This window comes from Thermoflexus hugenholtzii JAD2 (assembly GCF_900187885.1).
In the GTDB taxonomy this organism is placed as follows: domain Bacteria; phylum Chloroflexota; class Anaerolineae; order Thermoflexales; family Thermoflexaceae; genus Thermoflexus; species Thermoflexus hugenholtzii.
This window is the reverse complement of the sequence record NZ_FYEK01000008.1, coordinates 36,116-55,862: the sequence shown is the minus strand read 5'-3', so window position 1 is coordinate 55,862 and position 19,747 is coordinate 36,116. Positions and strand designations below refer to the sequence as shown.

General features: G+C 67.6%; 15 protein-coding genes and 3 tRNA genes. 12 read left to right on the top strand and 6 right to left on the bottom strand.

The features are described 5' to 3' along the window. Positions 1-51 precede the first annotated feature (51 nt). The 4 genes from CFB18_RS02910 (at position 52) to CFB18_RS02895 (ending at position 3,795) form a co-directional block, all read left to right on the top strand. Positions 52-1,422 (top strand): TrpB-like pyridoxal phosphate-dependent enzyme, encoded by a 1,371-nt coding sequence (locus CFB18_RS02910; RefSeq protein ID WP_088570311.1) that lies wholly within the window; start codon positions 52-54, stop codon positions 1,420-1,422. A gap of 563 nt (positions 1,423-1,985) precedes the next feature. Continuing rightward, entirely contained in the window at positions 1,986-3,008 is a 1,023-nt protein-coding gene (locus CFB18_RS02905; RefSeq protein ID WP_159461538.1) for a D-2-hydroxyacid dehydrogenase, read from the top strand. Between the two features lie 264 nt (positions 3,009-3,272). Further along, on the top strand, positions 3,273-3,524 hold the full coding sequence (locus tag CFB18_RS02900) for a hypothetical protein (protein ID WP_088570309.1): 252 nt from the start codon (positions 3,273-3,275) through the stop codon (positions 3,522-3,524). Positions 3,525-3,534: 10 nt separating this feature from the next. Beyond that, positions 3,535-3,795, top strand: coding sequence for a hypothetical protein (locus CFB18_RS02895; protein WP_088570308.1), 261 nt, complete (start codon positions 3,535-3,537; stop codon positions 3,793-3,795). A gap of 40 nt (positions 3,796-3,835) precedes the next feature. On the opposite strand, the gene CFB18_RS02890 is transcribed toward CFB18_RS02895, so the two are convergent. Then, positions 3,836-3,910 (bottom strand) — tRNA-Pro (locus tag CFB18_RS02890). A 175-nt stretch (positions 3,911-4,085) separates the two neighbouring features. On the opposite strand from CFB18_RS02890, the gene CFB18_RS02885 reads away from it, so the two are divergent. Further along, on the top strand, positions 4,086-5,387 hold the full coding sequence (locus CFB18_RS02885; RefSeq protein WP_088570307.1) for an ABC transporter ATP-binding protein: 1,302 nt from the start codon (positions 4,086-4,088) through the stop codon (positions 5,385-5,387). 99 nt (positions 5,388-5,486) lie between these two features. Here CFB18_RS02885 and tkt read toward each other — a convergent pair whose 3' ends face one another. After that, positions 5,487-7,532 (bottom strand): transketolase, encoded by a 2,046-nt coding sequence (tkt, locus tag CFB18_RS02880; RefSeq protein ID WP_088570306.1) that lies wholly within the window; start codon positions 7,530-7,532, stop codon positions 5,487-5,489. A 674-nt stretch (positions 7,533-8,206) separates the two neighbouring features. On the opposite strand from tkt, the gene CFB18_RS02875 reads away from it, so the two are divergent. The 3 genes from CFB18_RS02875 to aroC all read left to right on the top strand — a co-directional run bounded on the left by CFB18_RS02875 (position 8,207) and on the right by aroC (position 13,456). Next, on the top strand, positions 8,207-8,926 hold the full coding sequence (locus CFB18_RS02875) for an alanyl-tRNA editing protein (RefSeq protein WP_088570305.1): 720 nt from the start codon (positions 8,207-8,209) through the stop codon (positions 8,924-8,926). A 74-nt stretch (positions 8,927-9,000) separates the two neighbouring features. Continuing rightward, on the top strand, positions 9,001-12,180 hold the full coding sequence (gene ileS, locus CFB18_RS02870; protein ID WP_088570304.1) for an isoleucine--tRNA ligase: 3,180 nt from the start codon (positions 9,001-9,003) through the stop codon (positions 12,178-12,180). Between the two features lie 109 nt (positions 12,181-12,289). Then, complete coding sequence (aroC, locus tag CFB18_RS02865) at positions 12,290-13,456, top strand: chorismate synthase (protein ID WP_088570331.1); 1,167 nt, start codon at positions 12,290-12,292, stop codon at positions 13,454-13,456. A 25-nt stretch (positions 13,457-13,481) separates the two neighbouring features. Here aroC and CFB18_RS02860 read toward each other — a convergent pair whose 3' ends face one another. From CFB18_RS02860 to CFB18_RS02845, 4 genes are read right to left on the bottom strand one after another with little or no spacing between them, the layout of a single operon-like run. After that, complete coding sequence (locus CFB18_RS02860) at positions 13,482-14,282, bottom strand: ABC transporter permease (protein WP_088570303.1); 801 nt, start codon at positions 14,280-14,282, stop codon at positions 13,482-13,484. A gap of 12 nt (positions 14,283-14,294) precedes the next feature. After that, entirely contained in the window at positions 14,295-15,224 is a 930-nt protein-coding gene (locus CFB18_RS02855) for an ABC transporter ATP-binding protein (RefSeq protein WP_159461537.1), read from the bottom strand. After that, positions 15,190-15,759, bottom strand: a complete 570-nt coding sequence (locus tag CFB18_RS02850) for a shikimate kinase (protein WP_088570301.1) — start codon at positions 15,757-15,759, stop codon at positions 15,190-15,192. Before CFB18_RS02850 ends, CFB18_RS02855 begins: the two co-directional genes overlap by 35 nt. A gap of 30 nt (positions 15,760-15,789) precedes the next feature. Next, on the bottom strand, positions 15,790-16,251 hold the full coding sequence (locus tag CFB18_RS02845) for a dTDP-4-dehydrorhamnose 3,5-epimerase family protein (protein WP_088570300.1): 462 nt from the start codon (positions 16,249-16,251) through the stop codon (positions 15,790-15,792). Positions 16,252-16,440: 189 nt separating this feature from the next. Here CFB18_RS02845 and CFB18_RS02840 point away from each other — a divergent pair. From CFB18_RS02840 to CFB18_RS02825, 4 genes are all read left to right on the top strand, one after another. Then, a tRNA-Ser gene (locus CFB18_RS02840) sits at positions 16,441-16,531 on the top strand. A 45-nt stretch (positions 16,532-16,576) separates the two neighbouring features. Then, positions 16,577-16,649 (top strand) — tRNA-Gly (locus tag CFB18_RS02835). A gap of 283 nt (positions 16,650-16,932) precedes the next feature. Beyond that, entirely contained in the window at positions 16,933-17,991 is a 1,059-nt protein-coding gene (gene rmuC, locus CFB18_RS02830) for a DNA recombination protein RmuC (RefSeq protein ID WP_088570299.1), read from the top strand. Between the two features lie 64 nt (positions 17,992-18,055). Next, positions 18,056-19,636 carry a ribonuclease J gene (locus tag CFB18_RS02825; RefSeq protein WP_088570298.1) on the top strand — a complete coding sequence of 527 codons (1,581 nt, stop codon included), beginning with the start codon at positions 18,056-18,058 and terminating at the stop codon, positions 19,634-19,636. Positions 19,637-19,747 lie beyond the last annotated feature (111 nt).

Genomic DNA, 19,747 nt, shown 5'->3' with positions numbered 1-19,747 from the left:
GCGGGGCTCGGCCTCGCCCCTCTTTCCGAAAAACCATGGTGGAGGTGCTCCATGAAGAACGAGCGAACGCGTTTCCTGCTCTCCGAAGAGGACATCCCTCGGGCGTATTACAACATCCTGGCAGATCTTCCCTTCGAGCTGCCGCCGGTGCTGCACCCGGCCACCGGCCGCCCCATCGGCCCGGAGGATCTGGCCCCGCTTTTCCCTATGGCGTTGATCCAGCAGGAGGTCAGCCGGGAGCGGGAGATCGAGATCCCGGAGCCGGTGCGGGAGATCTACCGCCTCTACCGGCCCACCCCGCTGATCCGCGCCCGCCGGCTGGAGCGGATGCTGGATACCCCCGCGCACATCTACTACAAGTATGAGGGGGTGAGCCCGGCAGGCAGCCACAAGCTCAACACCGCCCTAGCCCAGGCTTTCTACAACAAGCAAGAGGGAGTGCGGGGACTGACCACGGAAACCGGAGCAGGGCAGTGGGGCAGCGCCCTGGCCATGGCCTGCCGGTTCTTCGACCTGGAGTGCACCGTCTTCATGGTCAAGATCAGCTACCACCAGAAGCCCTACCGGCGCATCCTGATGGAGACCTTCGGGGCGCGGGTGATCCCCAGCCCCAGCCCGGAGACCGATGCAGGACGCAAGGTGCTGGCAGAGAACCCGGACTCCCCGGGCTCCCTGGGGATCGCCATCAGCGAGGCGGTGGAGGCGGCGGCCACCAGCGGCGGGCGCCTGAAATACAGCCTGGGGAGCGTCCTCAACCACGTGCTGCTCCACCAGACCGTGATCGGTCTGGAGGCGAAAAAGCAGATGGAGATGGCTGGGGAATACCCTGACGTGGTCATCGGCTGCGTGGGTGGGGGCAGCAACTTCGCCGGGCTGGCGCTGCCTTTCATGCGAGATCGGATCGTCGAGGGGCGGCCGATCCGCTTCGTTGCGGTGGAGTCCACCGCCGCCCCCAGCTTCACCAAAGGGGTTTACGCCTACGACTACGGGGACACGGTGCGGACCACCCCGCTCCTCAAGATGTATACCCTGGGCCACACCTTCACCCCTGCTCCCATCCACGCTGGCGGGCTGCGCTACCACGGGATGGCGCCCATCCTGTGCGCCCTCTATGAGAAGGGCTACCTGGAGGCCGTCGCCTACCCGCAAACGAAAGTCTTCGAGGCCGCTGTCCGGTTCGCCCAGGCCGAGGGGATCCTCCCGGCCCCGGAGTCGGCCCACGCCATCCGCGCGGCCATCGACGAGGCGTTGCGCGCCAAGGAGGAAGGACGCCCGCGGGTGATCCTGTTCAACCTCAGCGGCCACGGCCACTTCGACCTGGCCGCCTACGATCAATACCTGCGCGGGGAGCTGCCGGATTACGAATACCCCGCCGAGGAGGTCCTCCGAGCCCTCGCCGACCTCCCCCGGGTCCCCGCCTGAACCCGAGGCGCGTGAAACCGCAGCCGGGAGTTTTCCACGGATTGTGGAAAACTCCCGGCCCATCCCCCAGATATGGGAGAAGACCTTTTCGAAACCCCAGGATCTCGGGGCGGCTGATGGGGCTGAGGAAGGCGGCGGCTGGGGAAAACCGGCGTGAAACCTGTGGAAAAGAAGGTCATGCTGGGGATAACTTCTCCCCAGAAGCCATCCTTTTTCCCCAACATCCACAGCGCGCTGGCGATCCGCATCGGAGGATCCCCCATATATGGGGGCTGTTCGGTTTTCCACAATTTCCATGAGTTTTCCACACGCGCCTTTATTAAAGGGTTTTCCACACCCCCTCTCCACGCCCCAGAGGGTGGGTCCTCCCAGATCTGGTTGGGAGAGGGACCCTCGCCCGCAGATATACGAGGGCTCGGACGGGAGCCCTTGAGATCTCCACAATCCACAGTCCCTACGACGGCGACGGAATCTTCATAAATGAGGTTGCGAATTTCCGGCCAAGACGGGTTGGGGGCATCATGCTCGCACAGGTGGATCTTTCCGCATGGAGGGAGAGACAGATGAGCAACGAGACCCGACGGGTGCTGATCACCGCTCGGTTCGATCCGGGGTGGGTGGCTCGCTGGCAGGCCCGCTGGCCGGCGTTGCGCTTCGAGCTTCACCCCACACGCCATGCGGAGAAGATCCCGCTGGAGGTATGGCGGGAGGTCGAGATCCTTTACACCTTCAACACCCTGCCGCCTCCCGAGTGGGTGCCACGCCTGCGCTGGGTGCAGCTGCACTCCGCCGGGGCTGATCATGTGCTAGAGCATCCCCTGTTTCGCAGCCCGGTGGAGTTCACCACGGCCAGCGGCGTGCACGCGATCAACATCGCGGAATACGTGTTCGCCATGGCCCTGGCCTGGTTCCACCGTCTCCCTCGCATGCTGGAGTGGCAAGCCCGGGGCCAGTGGCCGCCGGATCGGGAGCGATGGGCGCTCTTCGTGCCGGAGGAGCTGTGGGGGAAGACCATCGGCATCGTGGGTTACGGCAGCATCGGCCGGCAGGTCGCCCGCCTGGCCAAGGCCTTCGGGATGCGGGTGCTGGCCATGCAGCGCGGGGAGGACCGTCGGGATCGTGGCTTCGTCTTCCCCGGCACAGGGGACCCGGAGGGGACGCTGCCGGATCGTTTCTACACGCCGGCGCAGCTGCACGAGATGCTCGCCGAAAGCGACATCGTGGTCATCGCCGTCCCGCTGACGCCGGAGACGCGCGGGATGTTCGATGAGGCGGCCTTCCGGGCGATGAAGCGGGACGCCTTCCTGATCAACATCGCCCGCGGATCCGTGTGCGAGGAGCCCGCGCTGATCCGGGCGCTGCAGGAAGGGTGGATCGGCGGGGCGGCCCTCGATGTCTTCGAGCAGGAGCCACTGCCGCCGGAGCATCCCCTCTGGCGGTTGCCCAACGTGCTGATCAGCCCGCACGTGGCCGGCTTCACCCCCCACTACGACACCCGGGCCGCGCAGATCTTCGAGGAGAACCTCGCCAGCTACATGCGCGGCGAGCCCCTGCTCAATCGGGTCGACAAGGCCCGGGGGTATTGACCCCCGGGAGGCCAGGAAAGGCCCAAGCAGGGGGGAAAGGGGAGACCGGTGGATCCGTCTTCCCAGATCTTGGGGAAGCCTTGGTAAGACCCGCCAGATATGGGGGAGGGTGGGAGGGTGATGTTCACGAAAGCCTCACGGGACCTTCACCGAACGGCCACGGAGGGAAGCCGGGGGTGGTGTTACCATGGCCTTGGCGCCTCTGGAGAGCCGAGGCGCGCCCCCTGCCGCAGGGGGCGCGCCGGACCTGGGAGGTTGAACGCCATGACGGTCTCTACGCAGGATCTCGCCGGGAAATCCTTGATCTGTGCGGACGGCGTGCTGGGGACGGTGGCCGAGGTGCTGGTCGACCCGGTGTCCGGGCGTCCCACCCATCTGGTCTGGCGGGAGCCGGTGATCCTCTATCAGGAGATCAGCATTCCGATCGCCTACGTGGAGCAGGTGGATGGCGAGGGGATCCGCTTGCGGGTCCGTCGGGAGGATATCGAGCGCCTGCCGCGCTTCGTGTGGCGTTGAGGGAGGGCCCTTGTCCGTCCTGGCGCATCTGCTGAGCGATCTCCTGAGCGGTGGCATCGCGGGATCCACGGGGTTATCCCCTACGCCCCCGCCTTCCCCCTATCACGTGTTCATCCCGGCGGTGGGGGCTCCTTCCCCTTCCCCGGCCGCCGCGACGGTGTCATGGACCCGCTTCCTGGAGAGCCCCTGGCTGTATCTGGCCCTGGGGGTCCTGATCGGAGCCTGGCTGGCCCTGCGGGCCCTGGAGCGCTCTCGGAGATCCCCGAGGTAATTCAAAAGGCCGGCGGAAGGAACCTCTTCCACCGGCCTTGTCGGGGCGGGCGGATTTGAACCGCCGACCTCGTGGTCCCGATCCACGCGCGCTCACCTGGCTGCGCCACGCCCCGTCGTTCCACCAGGGGATTATATCCCCATCCTTTCCCCATGGCAAGGTCCGGGCGAAGCGATCCGGATCTCTCCGGTTTTCTCCGCTCCACTCAAATGGGAAATCCGGGGAAGCCGCCTTCGCTGCGCTATAATGGGCGGGGCGCAGGCTGTTGACTTCGTCCTCCGGAGGGCGCGATGGGGGGGACCGGACCGCTGGTAGAGGTGCGGAACGTCTCCAAGATCTATGGGCGGCCGCCCCGTCAGGTGGTGGCGGTGGAGCGGGTCTCTTTTGAGATCCGCCCTGGGGAGTTCGTGGCCCTCCTGGGTCCCTCCGGCTGCGGCAAATCCACGCTGTTGCGGATGATCACCGGCCTGGCCCAGCCCAGCGAGGGAGAGATCCGCTACCGGGGTCAGCCCCTGCGGGGCATCAACCCCTATGCCACCATCGTCTTCCAGACCTTCGCCCTCTACCCCTGGCTCACCGTGCTGGGCAACGTGGAGCTGGCCTTGAAGGCCCGGGGGGTTCCCCCCGCGCAGCGCCGGGAGCGGGCCCTGCAGCTGATCGACATGGTCGGTCTGGATGGCTTCGAGCACGCCTACCCCCGGGAGCTCTCGGGCGGGATGCGCCAGAAGGTCGGGTTCGCCCGGGCCCTGGCGGCGGAGCCGGAGCTCCTGTGCATGGATGAGCCCTTCTCGGCCCTGGACGTGCTGTCGGCGGAGGCGCTCCGGGGCGAGCTGATGGAGCTGTGGCTTTCCAAGCGCCTGCCCATCCAGGCCATCCTGCTGGTCACCCATAACATCGAAGAGGCGGTGTGGATGGCCGATCGCCTGATCCTGATGGACAAGGACCCGGGCCGGGTCATCGCCGAGCTGGAGGTCCGGCTGCCCCATCCCCGCCGCCGCAAGGATGCGTATTTCCAGGCCATGGTGGATCGGGTCTACGCCACCATCGCCGGGCGGACGGAGGAGCAGGTGCCCGGGAAGCGGCCGGGGGAGCCGGGCCGGGCCTACCGGATGCCCGAGGCCCGCATCAACGCGGTGGCTGGCTTGACGGAGAAGCTGCTGGAGGAAGGGGGCTGGGCGGACCTCTATCGCCTGGCGGAGGAGCTGCGCTACGAGCTGGACGACATGCTGACCATCGTGGAGGCGGCGGAGCTGCTGGGATTCGTGAAGGTGGCGGAGGGGGACATCACCCTCACCCCCCTGGGGGAGGCCTTCGCCGAGGCCAGCATCCTGGCCCGCAAAGAGATCGTTGCCGGCCGCCTCCTGCGCCTGCCCATCATCCGCTGGATTTACGAGACCCTTCACGCCGACGACGACGGACGGGTCAGCGCGGACTACTTCCGGGAGCAGCTCCAGCTGGACTTCACTCCGGAGGAGGCGGAGCGTCAGCTGGACATCGCCATCCACTGGGGCCGTTACGCCGAGCTCTTCGCCTACGATGAGGACGCGGATGAGCTCTTCCTGGAGGAGGTCCCGGCCCCGGCGATGGATTAAGAGCCCCTTTCGTCCCCCATCCGAAGGCCCGTCTTCCGTTGCGACTCCGGCGATCCGGTTCAGCGCGAAGGAGAGCAAAGTTCGGGGCTGAAGCCCATCCTATCCGGAGCCGGGCGCCCCTCCACGCCCGAGCAGCTGCAGGGCTTCCTCCACCACCCGCTCGACGGTGAAGCCCAGGCGCTGGTAGACCTCGGGATAAGGGGCGGAGGCGCCGAAACGCTCCAGCCCGACGACGGCCTGGGCGTAACGATACCATCCCCATGGGATCCCGGCCTCGATGGCCAGGCGGGGGATCCCCGGCGGCAGCACGGCCTGCCGATAGGCCTCCGGCTGGGCCTCGAAGAGCTCCACGCACGGCATGCTCACCACCCGGGTGGGGATCCCCTGGGCCTCCAGCTGCTCCCGGGCGGCCAGGGCCAGGGCGACCTCCGAGCCGGTGGCGATGAGGATCAGGTCAGGCTTCCCGCCTCCGGCCTCGGCCAGGACGTAGCCTCCCCGGGCCAGCTCGGAGGCGGGGGCCAGGACGCTCCGGTCCAGCACCGGCACCTTCTGGCGGGTGAGGATCAGGGCCACCGGCCCGTCGCGCCGCCGCAGGGCCACTTTCCAGGCCTCGGCCACCTCGTTGGCGTCCGCCGGCCGGATCACCCACAGGTTCGGGATGGCCCGCAGGGCGGTGAGGTGCTCCACCGGCTGGTGGGTAGGTCCATCCTCGCCCACGGCGATGCTGTCGTGGGTGAACACGTAGATCACCGACCGGCGCATCATCGCCGCCAACCGGATGGCGGGCCGCATGTAGTCGCTGAACACCAGGAAGGTGCCTCCGTAGACCCGGAAGGGGCCATACAGGCTCATGCCGTTGAGGATGCCCCCCATGGCGTGCTCCCGCACGCCGAAGTGGATGTTCCGCCCCTCGAAGCGGCCGCGGGCGACCGCCGGGAAGCCGTGAAGATACGTCTGGGTGGATTCCATCAGGTCCGCGCTGCCTCCCACCAGGTTCGGGATGACCCGGGCCAGGGCGTTGAGCACTTTGCCGGAGGCGGCGCGCGTGGCCATCCCGTCCGCCGAAGGTGGGAAGGTGGGGACCGCCTCCTCCCAGCCCTCGGGGAGCTCCCCTTGCCACCAGCGCGCCCACTCCGCGGCGAGGTCCGGATAAGCCGCAGCATACGCCTCGAAGCGGGCGCGCCACTCCGCCTCCCAGCGGGCGCCTTCTTCGATCAGCCTGCGCATATGGGTGTAGACCGCCTCCGGGACGTAGAAGGGAGGTTCAACGGGCCAGCCCATCCGCTCCTTGGTCCGTCGCACCTCCTCGGCCCCCAGGGGCGCCCCGTGCGCCTCCGCCCGGTCCTGTTTATTGGGGCTGCCGTAAGCGAGGTGGGTGTGGCAGATCAGCAGGGAGGGGCGATCGCTCACCTGTCGGGCCTCGGCCAGGGCCTGGGCCACTGCCTCCCGGTCGTGGCCGTCGAGGTCCAGCACGTGCCATCCGTAGGCCCGGAAGCGCATCGCCACGTCCTCGGTGAACGCCAGGTCCGTGGGACCGTCGATAGAGACCTCGTTGTCGTCGTAGAGGACGATGAGGTTCCCGAGCCCCCAGTGGCCGGCCAGGGAGGCGGCCTCGTGGGAGATGCCCTCCATCAGATCGCCGTCCGAGGCGATGACGTAAACGAAGTGGTCCACGATGGGGAAGCCGGGTCGGTTGAAGCGCTCGGCGAGCATGCGGGCGGCCAGGGCCATCCCCACGGCGTTGGCGAACCCCTGGCCGAGGGGGCCGGTGGTGGTCTCGACGCCTCGGTGGGGATCGTATTCCGGATGGCCCGGGGTGATGCTCCCCCACTGGCGGAAGCGGCGGATCTCCTCCATCGGCATATCGTAGCCGGAGAGGTGGAGCAGGGCATACAACAGCATCGAGCCGTGCCCGGCGGAGAGGACCAAGCGGTCCCGGTTCGGCCAGAGGGGGTTGCGGGGGTTGTGGCGCATAACATAGCGCCACAGCACGTACGCAGCGTCAGCCATCCCCATGGGCATGCCGGGGTGGCCCGAGCGGGCCTGCTCCACCGCATCCATCACCAGGGCCCGGATGGCGTGCACGCACAGCGCATCGATCTCTGTGTTCAGGCGAAGGGAGGTTTCAGGTCCCGCTGGGATCATCGCTGGCTCTCCTCCGGTGCGGGATGGGCCAACCCGCCTATGGAAGGCAGAGGCCCCACCCGCGGGTGATCCACGGATGTTCACTCAACCTTACCCCGGAACCCGCCGGAGGGGCAACTCCCTGTGGTCGCATGGGCGTCGCGATCTGCGATGTCGATCCGCAGCCGCATGGCCATCCCCAGCGGCGGAGCTCCGCAACCTCCAGACCAACCGTTCGATACGGGATCCGCGCGGGCCACGGCCTCCCGGGTTCCGAGCGGTGCTCGGCGGCCATACGTGGTTGACAACTCCTTCCGATCCCGCTATAGTGTTTCCAAAGCGCTCGGATCAGCGGATTTCGAACAACCGAATCCGGGCAACGGCGATGACGGAGACGAGTAGGCCCGGGCCGTCGGGCTCAGCGAGTCCGGGGCGGTGGGAGCCGGATGCCGACGCCGGGCTGAAGATCCCTCCCGAGCCGGTGACCGAACGCCCGCGATCCGGCGGGTCAGTAGGCTCACCCGGGGTTCGCCTCCCGTTATCCAGGGCGCGGGGATCGGACGGCGGATCCGACCTGTCCCCGTCAGGAGCGGCCCGGCGCAGCCGGGAAGCAGGGTGGTACCGCGGGAGCCGTCGGCTCTCGTCCCTCCGGGGCGAGGGCCGATTTTGTTTCATGATTAAGGAGGGATCCTCCGATGGAGACCCGATTGCTCTACCTCACGGACGCCTATCAGCGGACCTTCGAGGCGACGGTGGTGGCGGTGGAGGGAACAGCGGTGGCACTGGACGCCACGGCTTTCTATCCGGGGGGCGGCGGCCAGCCCCACGATGTGGGATGGCTGACCGATGGCGTCCGCACCTGGCGCGTGACCGCCGTCCGCCGCGCGGGCTCGCTGGTCTGGCACGAGGTGGAGGGAGCGCCCCCGCCCGTCGGGGAGACGGTGCGCGGGGAGATCGACTGGGAGCGCCGCTACGCCCTGATGCGCACCCACACGGCCCTCCACATCCTGTGCGGCGTGGTCTGGCGGGACTACGGGGCCAAGGTCACCGGTGGGAACATGGAGCCCCTGCGCGGCCGCATGGACTTCGAATTCGAAACCCTGCGCGGGGAGCTGGTCCGGGAGATCGAGGAGAAGGTGAACGCGGAGGTGGCCGCTGCCCGCCCGGTGCGGGTCTTCTTCATGCCCCGGGAGGAGGTCGACCGCCACCCGGACCTGATCCGCACGAAGGCCAATCTCCTGCCTCCGGAGATCCGAACCGTGCGGATCGTGGAGATCGAAGGGCTGGACATCCAGGCGGATGGAGGGACCCACGTGGCCAATACTCGGGAGGTCGGGCGGATCCGCATCGTGGATTACAAAAGCAAAGGGCGGATCAACAAGCGCATCGAGATCGCCCTCGATCCCAGCCCGTAAGGATCCCACCGACCGCCGCAGGGTGAAAGGCGCGCGACTTTCTGAAATCAGAAGATCGAATTCGGGAGGTGATCATGTTCGAACCGGTTCCGGCTCGTGCGAATTTCCCGCAATTAGAGGAGCAAATCCTGGCTTTCTGGAAAGAGAAGCGGATCTTTGAGCGCTCGATGGAGCAGACGAAGGGCGGGCCGCGGTATGTGTTCTATGAGGGGCCGCCCACGGCCAACGGCCTGCCGGGCATCCATCACGTGCTGGCCCGGGCTTTCAAGGATCTGTTCCCGCGCTATAAGACGATGCGGGGGTATTACTGCCTCCGCCGGGGCGGGTGGGATACCCACGGGCTGCCGGTGGAGCTGGAGGTGGAGAAGGAGCTCGGCTTCACCTCGAAGGCGGACATCGAGCGCTACGGGGTGGCGGCGTTCAACCAGCGCTGCAAGGAAAGCGTGTTCCGCTACGTGAAGGAATGGGAGACCCTCACGGAGCGCATCGCCTTCTGGATCGACCTGAAGGACGCCTACATTACCCTGAGCAACGAATACATCGAGTCGGTCTGGTGGATCCTGCGTCAGTTCTGGGATCGAGGGCTGCTCTATCAGAGCTACAAGGTGGTCCCCTACTGCCCGCGGTGCGGCACCCCCCTCTCCGACCACGAGGTGGCTTTGGGCTATCGGGAGGACACGGAGGACCCCTCGGTGTACGTGAAGTTCCCGCTGCGGGAGGAGGAGGGGACGTATTTCCTGGTCTGGACCACCACGCCGTGGACGCTGCCGGGCAACGCGGCCCTCGCCGTCCATCCGGAGGCGACCTACGCGATGGTGGAGCAGGAGCGAGACGGCGAGGTCGAGCGTCTGATCCTGGCCGAGGCCCTCCTGGAGCAGGCGCTGCAGGGGGATTATCGGGTGGTGGCCCGGATGCCCGGGCGGGAGCTGGCCGGCCTGCGCTACCGCCCGCTCTACACCTTCCTCCCCATTGAGAAAGAGGCGCACTACGTGGTCACGGCCCCCTTCGTCAGCCTGGAGGAGGGGACGGGGATCGTGCACATCGCCCCGGCCTTCGGCGCGGAGGATATGCAGCTGGGTCGGGAGCACGGGTTGCCGGTGCTGGTCACGGTGGACCCGCGGGGCCGGTTCATCGACGAGGTGACGCCCTGGCGGGGGATGTTCGTCAAGGACGCGGATCCTCTCATCATCGAGGACCTCCGGCGGCGAGGGCTGTTGTATTTCGCAGGGACATATCTGCATACCTATCCCTTCTGCTGGCGGTGCGGGACGCCGCTTTTGTATTACGCCCGGACCTCCTGGTTCATCGAGACCACGCGCTTCAAGGACCGCCTGGTGGCCTTGAACAAGACCATCCGCTGGTATCCGCCTCAGATCGGCGAGGGGCGGTTCGGCAACTGGCTGGAGAACAACGTGGACTGGGCCCTCAGCCGGGAGCGCTACTGGGGCATCCCGCTGCCCATCTGGGAGTGCGCCCGCTGTGGCCACCGGGAGTGCATCGGCTCCTACGCCGAGCTGCGCGAGAAGGTGGAGGCGGCAGGCTTCCGCTGGCCGGAGCCCTGGGATCCGCACAAGCCGTATGTGGATGAGGTGCGCTATCGTTGTGGGCGGTGCGGGGAGCTGATGCAGCGGGTGCCCGAGGTCATCGACGTCTGGTTTGATTCCGGGGCCATGCCGGTGGCCCAGTGGCACTACCCCTTCGAGAACCAGGAGCTTTTCCGGGAGCAGTTCCCGGCCGATTTCATCTGCGAGGGGGTGGATCAAACCCGGGGCTGGTTCTACTCCCTGCACGCCATCGCCACGCTGCTCTTCGACTCGGTGGCCTTCAAGAACGTGATCTCGCTGGGCCTGGTCCTGGACGAGAAGGGCCAGAAGATGTCCAAGTCCCGAGGCAATGTGGTGGATCCCTGGGAGGTCATCCACGTCCACGGGGCGGACGCCCTGCGCTGGTATTTCTACACCGTGTCGCCGCCGGGCCAGGAGCGCCGCATCTCGGTCAACCTGGTCGGGGATGTGGTGCGGACCTTCCTGCTGACCCTGTGGAACACCTATCGGTTCTTCGTGACCTACGCCCGGCTGGACGGCTTCGATCCCCGGGCGGTCCCGGCGCCGCCGGTGGCCGAGCGCCCGCCCCTGGACCGCTGGATCCTGGCGGAGCTGCACGCCCTGATCCAGGAGGTCACGGAGGCCCTGGAGAACTACGATCCGACGACGGCCGGCCGGCGGATCGCGGCCTTCGTGGACGATCTCTCCAACTGGTACGTGCGCCGCAGCCGGCGCCGGTTCTGGAAGAACGAGAACGACGTCGACAAGGCGGCGGTCTATCATACCCTCTACGAGTGCCTGGTGACCCTGAGCCATCTGCTGGCGCCCTTCATCCCCTTCACCGCCGAGGCCCTCTACCGCAACCTGGTGGCGCGGGTGAACCCTGAGGCCCCGGAGAGCGTCCATCTCTCCCGCTGGCCGGAGCCGGACCCGTCGCGGGTGGACGAGCGGCTGCGGGCGGAGATGCGGCTGGTGATGCGGCTGGCCAGCATGGGCCTGGCGGCCCGCAACGCCGCCCGGATCCGGGTGCGCCAGCCCCTGGCCCGGATCGCCTTCCGGGTGCGGAGCCCGGAGGAGGCGGAGGCGGTGCGCCGCCTGGCGGATATCCTCCTGGACGAGTTGAACATCAAGGAGCTGACTTTCATCGCGGACCTCACGGAGGTCGCCGATCCTGAGATCCGGGTCCGGCCGGACCGGCTGGGCCCGCGGCTGGGGGCGCGGTTCCCGCTGGTGCAGGAGGCCCTGGCCGGGCTGCCCGCCCGGACGATCCTCCGGGCGCTGCAGCGGGGGGAGACGGTGGCCGTGCAAGTGGACGGGGAGGTCGTGGACGTGGGGTCGGAGGACCTGGAGGTCCGTTACCGACCGAAGCCGGGGTGGGTCTTCGTGGCGGAGAACGACTACGTGGCGGCGGTGTGGACGGAGCTCACCGACGTGTTGCGGAAGGAGGGGCTGGCCCGGGAGGTGGTGCGGCGGATCCAGGAGCTGCGCAAGCGAGCCGATTTCGACGTGGCCGACCGCATCGTGACTTACTATCAGGCGGATCCGAAGCTGGCGGAGGCCATCGCGGCCCACGCCGATTACATCCAGGCGGAGACCCTGTCGGAGCAGCTCCTCCCCATGGCGCCGCCCCCGGCGGCGGAGGCGGTGGAGCGGGCCACCATCGACGGGATGTCCCTCCTCCTGGGCGTGCTCCGGGTCGCTAAAGGGTGAAAGGCCCGGGCGGGTGAGGAAGCGGGATGCGACATCGGGTTCGGGGGACGCCCGCGGGCGTCCCCCAAATCGTATTAGATTCTCGGGCGGGGGGTGAATAGGCGTGCCCTTGCGGTTTCTCACGGCCGGCGAATCCCATGGGCCGGCCCTGGTGGCCATCTTGGAGGGCCTCCCGGCCGGCCTTCCGGTGGATGTGGAGGCGGTGAACCGGGAGCTGGCCCGACGGCAGCGCGGCCTGGGGGCGGGGCCTCGAATGAAGATCGAGGAAGATCGAGTGGTCCTCCTAAGCGGGGTCCTGGAGGGGAGGACCACGGGGGCCCCCATCGCCCTCCAGATCGAGAACCGGGATCACGCCAAATGGCGGGGGCGGGCGGTGGCGCCGATGACCGTCCCCCGGCCGGGCCACGTGGATCTGGCGGCGGCGGTCAAGTACGGCTACCGGGACCTCCGTCCGGGCCTGGAGCGGGCCTCCGCCCGGGAGACGGCCGCCCGGGTAGCGGTGGGGGCGCTGTGCAAGCAGTTCCTGAAGGCCTTCGGGATCACGGTCGGCAGCTACGTGGTCCAGATCGGGCCGGTCCGGGCGGCCCTCTCGGAGGATCTTCCCTATGAAGCCCGGTTCGAGCGGGCGGAGGCGGACCCGGTGCGCTGTCCCGATCTGGAGGCCTCGGCCCGCATGCGGGCGGCGGTCGAGGCGGCCATGCAGGAGCGGGACACGTTGGGCGGGGTCATCGAGGGGGTGGCCCTGGGGGTGCCGCCGGGGCTGGGCTCCCATGTGCACTGGGACCGTCGGCTGAGCGCCCGGTTGATGATGGCGCTGGGGAGCATCCCAGCGGTTAAGGGGGTGGAGATCGGGGAGGGGTTTGCCCTGGCGGCCCGACGGGGCACGGAGGCCCACGACCCGATCTTCCGGGAAGGGGACCGCCTGGTCCGCCGCACCAACCGCGCCGGGGGGATCGAAGGGGGGATCTCCAACGGGGCCCCGATTGTGGCCCGTGTGGCCATCAAGCCTATTGCCACCACCCTCACGCCCCAGCCCTCCGTGGACCTCTCCACCGGCCAGCCGACGGAGACCCGCTACGAGCGGTCCGACTTCTGTCCGGTCCCTCGCGCCTGTCCCATCGTGGAGGCGATGATGGCCTTCGTCCTGGCCGACGCCCTGCTGGAGAAGCTGGGGGGCGACACCCTGGAGGAGTGTCAGGCTCGCTTCGAGGCCCTCCGCCAGGCCCGCCTGGGGGATCTCTCGATCGATGGGTCGCCCCACGTGTTCTGGCCGTGATGTTTCACGTGAAACCTCTTGACCCTCAGCGCCATCGGGTGAGGATGGTCTCCCGCTCGAAGAGGGCCACCGCCAGAGCGAGGAGGAGCCCATCGGCTGTTAGCAGGAAGAGGGCCACCCCCAGGAGCAGGGTCCCGCTCAGCCACAGAACCCCCATGCTCTGGGCGATGATCAGCCCCAGGAGGGGGAGGACCACGATCATGCCGATCTGCTCAGCCAGGCGGGGGTCGTTGACCCGGGAGGAGACGCTCAGCCCCAGCAGGGTGGCTAGCAGGGTGAGCAGCGGGCTGATCCCGAGGACCTGGAGCCAGGCGGTGGGACCCCAAAGGACCCGGAAGGCGGGGGCGGAGAGGCCGATGATCCCGGCGGCTCCCACCATGAGCAGGTAGGTCAGCCCGCTGAGGGCGATCCCCGGGGCGGCGGCGGCGAGGGCCTTCCCGGCTAACAGTTCCACGGTGGTGATAGGGGTCGCCAGCAGGGGCTCCAGGGCTTTCTCCCGCTTCTCCCCGACCACGCTGTAGGTGGCGATGGTCATCGGGAGGGCCAGGGGGGCGATCCAGAGGATGAGCATGAACTGAGAGGTCAGGAAGACCTCCAGTTGCTCCCGGGGGGAGAGGCCGGCCAGCCGTCGGGCCAGGGCCGGAGGCAGCCCGCGGGAGGTCTCAGAGGGCGGCGAAGCCGGGAGCCCTCGGATGCTGAGCAGGCTCACGACCGGGAGGGCGGCGAAGGCGATCGGCAGGGTGATGAGCAGCATCAGCACGTAACGATTGCGAAGAGCTTCGTGCGCTTCTTTCTCAGCGATCGCTGCGATCCGGGACCACGCCATCGAAGGCCTCCTTCAAGGCGTGTCGGGGAGCTCCGGCTCTCCGCGCACGATCCGCAGGTAGATCTCCTCCAGAGAAGCCTCCACCGGGGTCACGCGCAAGATGGGGGCCCCCGCCTCCACCAGCCGCCGGACCAGATGGGGGGTGACAGCCCGGGGATCCGTGACACGGGCTTCGATCCGAGCCCCCTGGAGCCTGGCGGTCTGCACCCCGGGCTGGCTCTGGACCACCGGAAGGTAGCGGGCGGGGTCATCGGCCACCTCGATGGCCACCGCCGCGCCCGACCACCGGGCCCGGAGCCGGGCGGGGGTGTCGAGGGCCAGCAAGCGGGTGCGCAGGATGGCCACCCGGTCCCCCAGGCGCTCTGCCTCCTCCAGGTCGTGGGTGCAGAGGAGGATGGTGCGCCCCTCGCCTTTCAAGCGTTGCAGGAGCTCCCGAACCTCCCGGGCGGCCTCAGGGTCCAGGCCGGCGGTGGGCTCATCGAGGAGGAGGATAGGTGGATGCGGGAGCAGGGCGCGGGCGAGGGCCAGGCGCTGGCGCATCCCCTTGGAGAACGTGGCTACGGCCTCCCGGGCCCGCTCCGCCAGGCCGAACGTCTCCAGCAGGGCCATGGCCCGACGCCGGGGATCCGGGACGCCGTAGAGCCGGGCGTAGATCTCCAGGTTCTGGAGGGCGGAGAGCCGCTCCCAGAACCCGGGGGTCTCCGGGAGATAGCCGATCCGTCGACGCAGGTCGTGTCGGGCCGGGGTCATCGGCTCCCCGGCGATCCAGATGCGCCCGGATGTTGGAGAAATCAAACCGAGGAGCAGGCGGAGGGTGGTGGTTTTGCCGGCGCCGTTGGGGCCCAGGAGGGCCAGGAGTTCCCCTTCCCGGACCTCCATGGTGAGCCGGTCCAGGGCGAGGGTGCCGTTATAGCGTCGGGTCAGGTCCTCGGTGCGGATCATCGTCGTCGGTCCTTTCGAGCTCATGCAGGCGCTGGAGGATCTCCTCGGCCACCGCTTCGGGGGAGCGGCCGGTGGTATCCACCCAGTGGGGGATGGCCCGGTAGGCAGCCTCCCGGGCGTTCCAGAGGGCCTGCAGGCGCTCGAGGAGGGTTTCCCCGGGCCGGAGCCGGAGGAGGGGGCGATCGGTGGCGTCGGCCAGCCGCCGGGCAACTTCGTTGAGGTCCGCATACAGGAAGAAGAGATGGCCTCCGGCGGCCAGGGCAGCCCGGTTGGCGGGGTGGAGGCAGGTCCCCCCGCCGGTGGCCAGGACCCATCCCCGGGGGGTGGACCATTCCCGGCAGAGGGCGGCCTCCATGGCCCGGAAGGCCGCCTCGCCGTCCTGATCGAAGATCTCGGGGATGGAGCGTCCGGCGCGGCGGGCGATCTCCTCATCGAAATCCAGGAAGGGGCGTCCCAGGCGCCGGGCCAGGATCCGGGCCACAGTGGTCTTTCCGGTTCCGACGAAGCCGGTGATCACCAGGTTGCGGAGGGGCATGGGGTGCGCTCCCCGATCTCCAGCGGGCCTTCAGCGGATGGGCGGCGGGGCCAGCCAGTCGTAGCCGATGGCGGGGTCGTCGTGGGGGATGCGGCCCTCGTCGGACGGATCGTAGGTGCGGGAGGTGATGTAGAACAGGTGGACGGGGGTGGGGCTGACCACCTTGCAGCCGTGGGCTACCCCGGGGGGGATCTTCAGCACCCGCGGAGGGGCGTGATCGCCCAGGTAGAGCTCCATCGTCCGGCGGTAGGTGGGGGAGTCCGGCCGCAGGTCGTGAAGGGCGACCTTGAGGGTGCCAGAGGCCACATACCACCAGTCCGTCTGCTTCCAGTGGATGTGCCAGGCCTTGATGACGCCGGGATACATCAGGGAGTGGCTCCACTGGGCGAACCCTTCAGCGAAGATGGGGTCGGTGACCCGCAGGATCTCCCGGAAGAACCCGCGGTCATCGACGTGGGTGATGAGCTCCTTCAGCTCCACGCCGGCGATCATGGATCTCCCCTCCCGGATCGGATGGCCTGAAGGTGCGCCACGAATCGTTCGGGTTGTCCGCCTCGTGCGGTTCTGTTGTAGCACAGGCCGTGCCAGGGGGAAAGAGGATCGAAGCGGAAGGGGCGGGAAGGGCCCTCCGGGGGTCGGTGGAGGGGCGCGCATGGAGGGGCCTGCGCTATAATAGAGGACGGAGGGGTGGCCGAGTGGACGAAGGCGGGTGACTCGAAATCACCTGTGGGCCCTGGAAGGCTCACCGCGGGTTCGAATCCCGCCCCCTCCGCTCAAGTCCCCCATCCGGTCTTCGACCGGACGGGGACCCCGAAATGCGGGCGTAGCTCAGCCGGTAGAGCGCCTCCCTGCCATGGAGGAGGCCGCGGGTTCGAGTCCCGTCGCCCGCTCTGCCGCCCGGCTGGATTCTCCCAGCTGGGCCCGGTTTTGGTCCCTGGGGCCTTGTGGTCTCCCGTAAGGCCTTCGGATGGAGAGAACGAGCATGACCGGTAGGAGACCGGAAGGGTGCGTAAGAAGATCGAATCCCCCGATTCGGGGAGGATGCCTCAGCGCGCTCCCCACCCAGTCTCCACATGAGGTGGGCTCCCTACTTGGCGGCCTCCCTTTTTTCCCCTCAAGTTTCATTCTCTTACGACCTGAACCCGCTTCAGCCCGCCTGTCCGGGAGGTCCCCATGAATGTCCCGGCCGAGTTGCTGATGGTTCTGATCCTCGCTGTGGCCCTGGCGTTTATCGGAGGGATGGTTATGGCCGTGATGCTGGCCGCACGCTCCAACCACCATCTGCTCCGCGAGCTCCAGGGCCTGAAAGAGCACGTGGAGGAGGTCCACCGGAAGACGGAAAGCCTGGCTCATTTCCCTGACCTCCATGCCCGGCTGGATCAGGCCCGGGAAGACCTTACGCGGCTGAACGAGAATTTGAAGAACGTGCACGGCTTCCTGTCGGACACGGTGTATCAGCAGGTCACCCGGCAGATTGAGGAGACCCTGAAAAGCCTCGCCCGTCTGGAGGAAAAGCTGCGGTCCGCTTCGGAGGATCAGATCGCCCGCATCGAAGAAGAGATCGATCGGATCAGCGCCATCCTGCTGGGACGCCGAGGAGGCGCTGCGGGGGAGCGCATTGTGGAGGAGCTCCTCAGCATGTTCCCAGAGGAATGGGTGCGGCGGAACGTCCAGCTGGGGGAAGGGGTGGTGGAATTCGCCGTGGTGTTGCCGGGTGGCTATCTCGTCCCCCTGGACAGCAAGTTCGTCGGTGCCGAGATTCTGGCTGAGCAGGACCATGAAGTGGACCCGAAGAATTCCCAAAAGATTCGGAAGAACATCAAAGAGCAGGCGCAGAAGATCGTTAAATACCTGAGCGATCCGCAAGTCCCAGGGTTCGGGATTGCGGCGGTCCCGGACTCTGTCTATGCCATGTGCCGATCCGCGGTTCGGGAAGTGGCCAGCAAACATCAAGTCGTTGTAGTGCCCTACAGCCTGCTGGTTCCTTTCGTCCTTAGCCTCTATCTGATCGCTCAGCGCCTGGGGATTTCAGTTCGTTCGACCGACATCCGGGAGCTTGCAAGCGCCCTCGACGCGCTACGCAAGGCTCGTCGGAATTTGGAGAATATGAGAAATGAAATCGAAGCGGCGAGTAGTCAGCGGGAGGCCGCTCTGAAGGCGGTGCAAAGCGTGGAGAAAACCCTTGACCGCCTCTTAGGCAATACGCCTCCTGAAGTTGAGGGCAAGGCGTGATGAGCCACGCGGTTTAGGGGAGGGGCTGAATGAGAACGCATGCTCGGATCCGGGGAGGTGCCCGATGAGATCCTTTGCGGTGGGCGGGCTTCGCGTTCATGTCTTCGGCGGCTGGGGGGAGATCGGCGGCAACCAGCTGCTCCTGGAGGCCGGCGGCGAGGCCATCCTCCTGGATTTCGGGCGTCCCTTCGGCCGCTGGAAGGAATACTTCACCGAGTTCCTGGCTCCCCGGAGCGCCCTCGGCCTGCGGGACCTGCTGGCCCTGGGGCTTCTTCCCCGTCTGAGAGGGCTCTATCGGGATGGCCGGGACGACACCCTCTTTCCCACAGACCTGGAGCGGGGGCTGCTGGACGGCGCGCCGGACGCCGGGCATATCCAGGGGCTTCTGCTCTCCCACGCCCATCTGGATCACTCGGGGGCCATCGCTTACCTGCGGGCCGACCTTCCCATCTACACGACGCCGGAGACCGCCGCCATCCTGAAGGCCATGCAGGACACGGCCCAGGCGGGGCTGGACGGAGAAGGAGTTTACCTCAGCCTGCGACGGGTGAACGAAGAGGGCGTCCTGAAGGCGGATGCTCGGGCCTCCTACCTCCGACGGCCGTATCGTTGCTTGAGGGGGCTGCCGCAGGGATTCCATGAGCTCTCCCCGGCCAAAACGAAACGCTTGGAAGGTCATCCCTGGGAGGCGGTGGATCTCCCTTTCCGGGTGGGAGGCTTTCGGGCGCAGGCGTTCCCGGTGGACCACTCTGTGCCGGGGACGGTGGCCTTCGTTGTGGAGACGGCGGAGGGCCTGGTGGTCTACACGGGGGATCTGCGGTTCCACGGCCGGGCGGGTTCCCGCACGGAGGCGTTCCTGCGGGCGCTGGAGGAAGAGAAGGTCTTCCTTTTGATTGTGGAGGGGACCCGCTTGGGGCGGCCCGGGAGCGCCCGCACCGAGGAAGAGGTGAAGGAGGCGCTGCACGAGGAGATCCGGCGGCATCCGGGGGCTCCGGTGGCGGTGGACTTCGCCCCGCGCAATGTGGAGCGCCTGGAGTCCTGTCTGGAGGTGGCCCGGGATCTGGGTCGGGAGCTGGTAGTGACGTCGAAGGACGCGTATCTGCTGTGGGCGCTGTCGGATGTGGATCCCCATTATGAGGATGTGCGGAGAAGCGTTCGAGTCCTTCGGGAGACGAAGGCGCAGGTGCGCGGGTGGGAGGAGCGGCTCTGGGAGGAGGCGCCCGGCCTCCGGGGTGTGACCATCGAGGAGGTGGCCCAAGCGCCGGGGAGCTTCCTTCTGGCCTTCGGCTTCTATGAGATCAACCGTCTCCTGGACCTGAGGCTGCACATCGGCCCAGAGCCGGAGGGCCTCTACATCTTCAGCAACAGCTACTGGGCGGATGACGAGCAGATCCTGGATCTCCGGATCCTGATGCGGTGGCTTTCCGAGTTGAACTTCCGCCTTCTTCCGGAGAGCCTCCGGGGTCTTCCAGCAGATCCCCTGGAGGTGGACAATCCCTATCACACTTCCGGCCACGCTCCGGAGGAGGATCTGGCGAGGCTGGTCCGCCGTCTCCGGCCCCGCCATCTGCTCCCGGTGCACACTTTGCATCCAGAGCGATGGGCGGAGCTCCTGCGCAGGGAAGAGATCCGGATCCTCTTCTGATACGATGCTTGTATTTGCTTTCAGTTGAGTGTCCTTCACAGCCCGTCCGGCGTCTGATCCTTAAGCAGGACACCGGGCGTGAATCGGGCATGGTCCCGCAATCAATGGAAA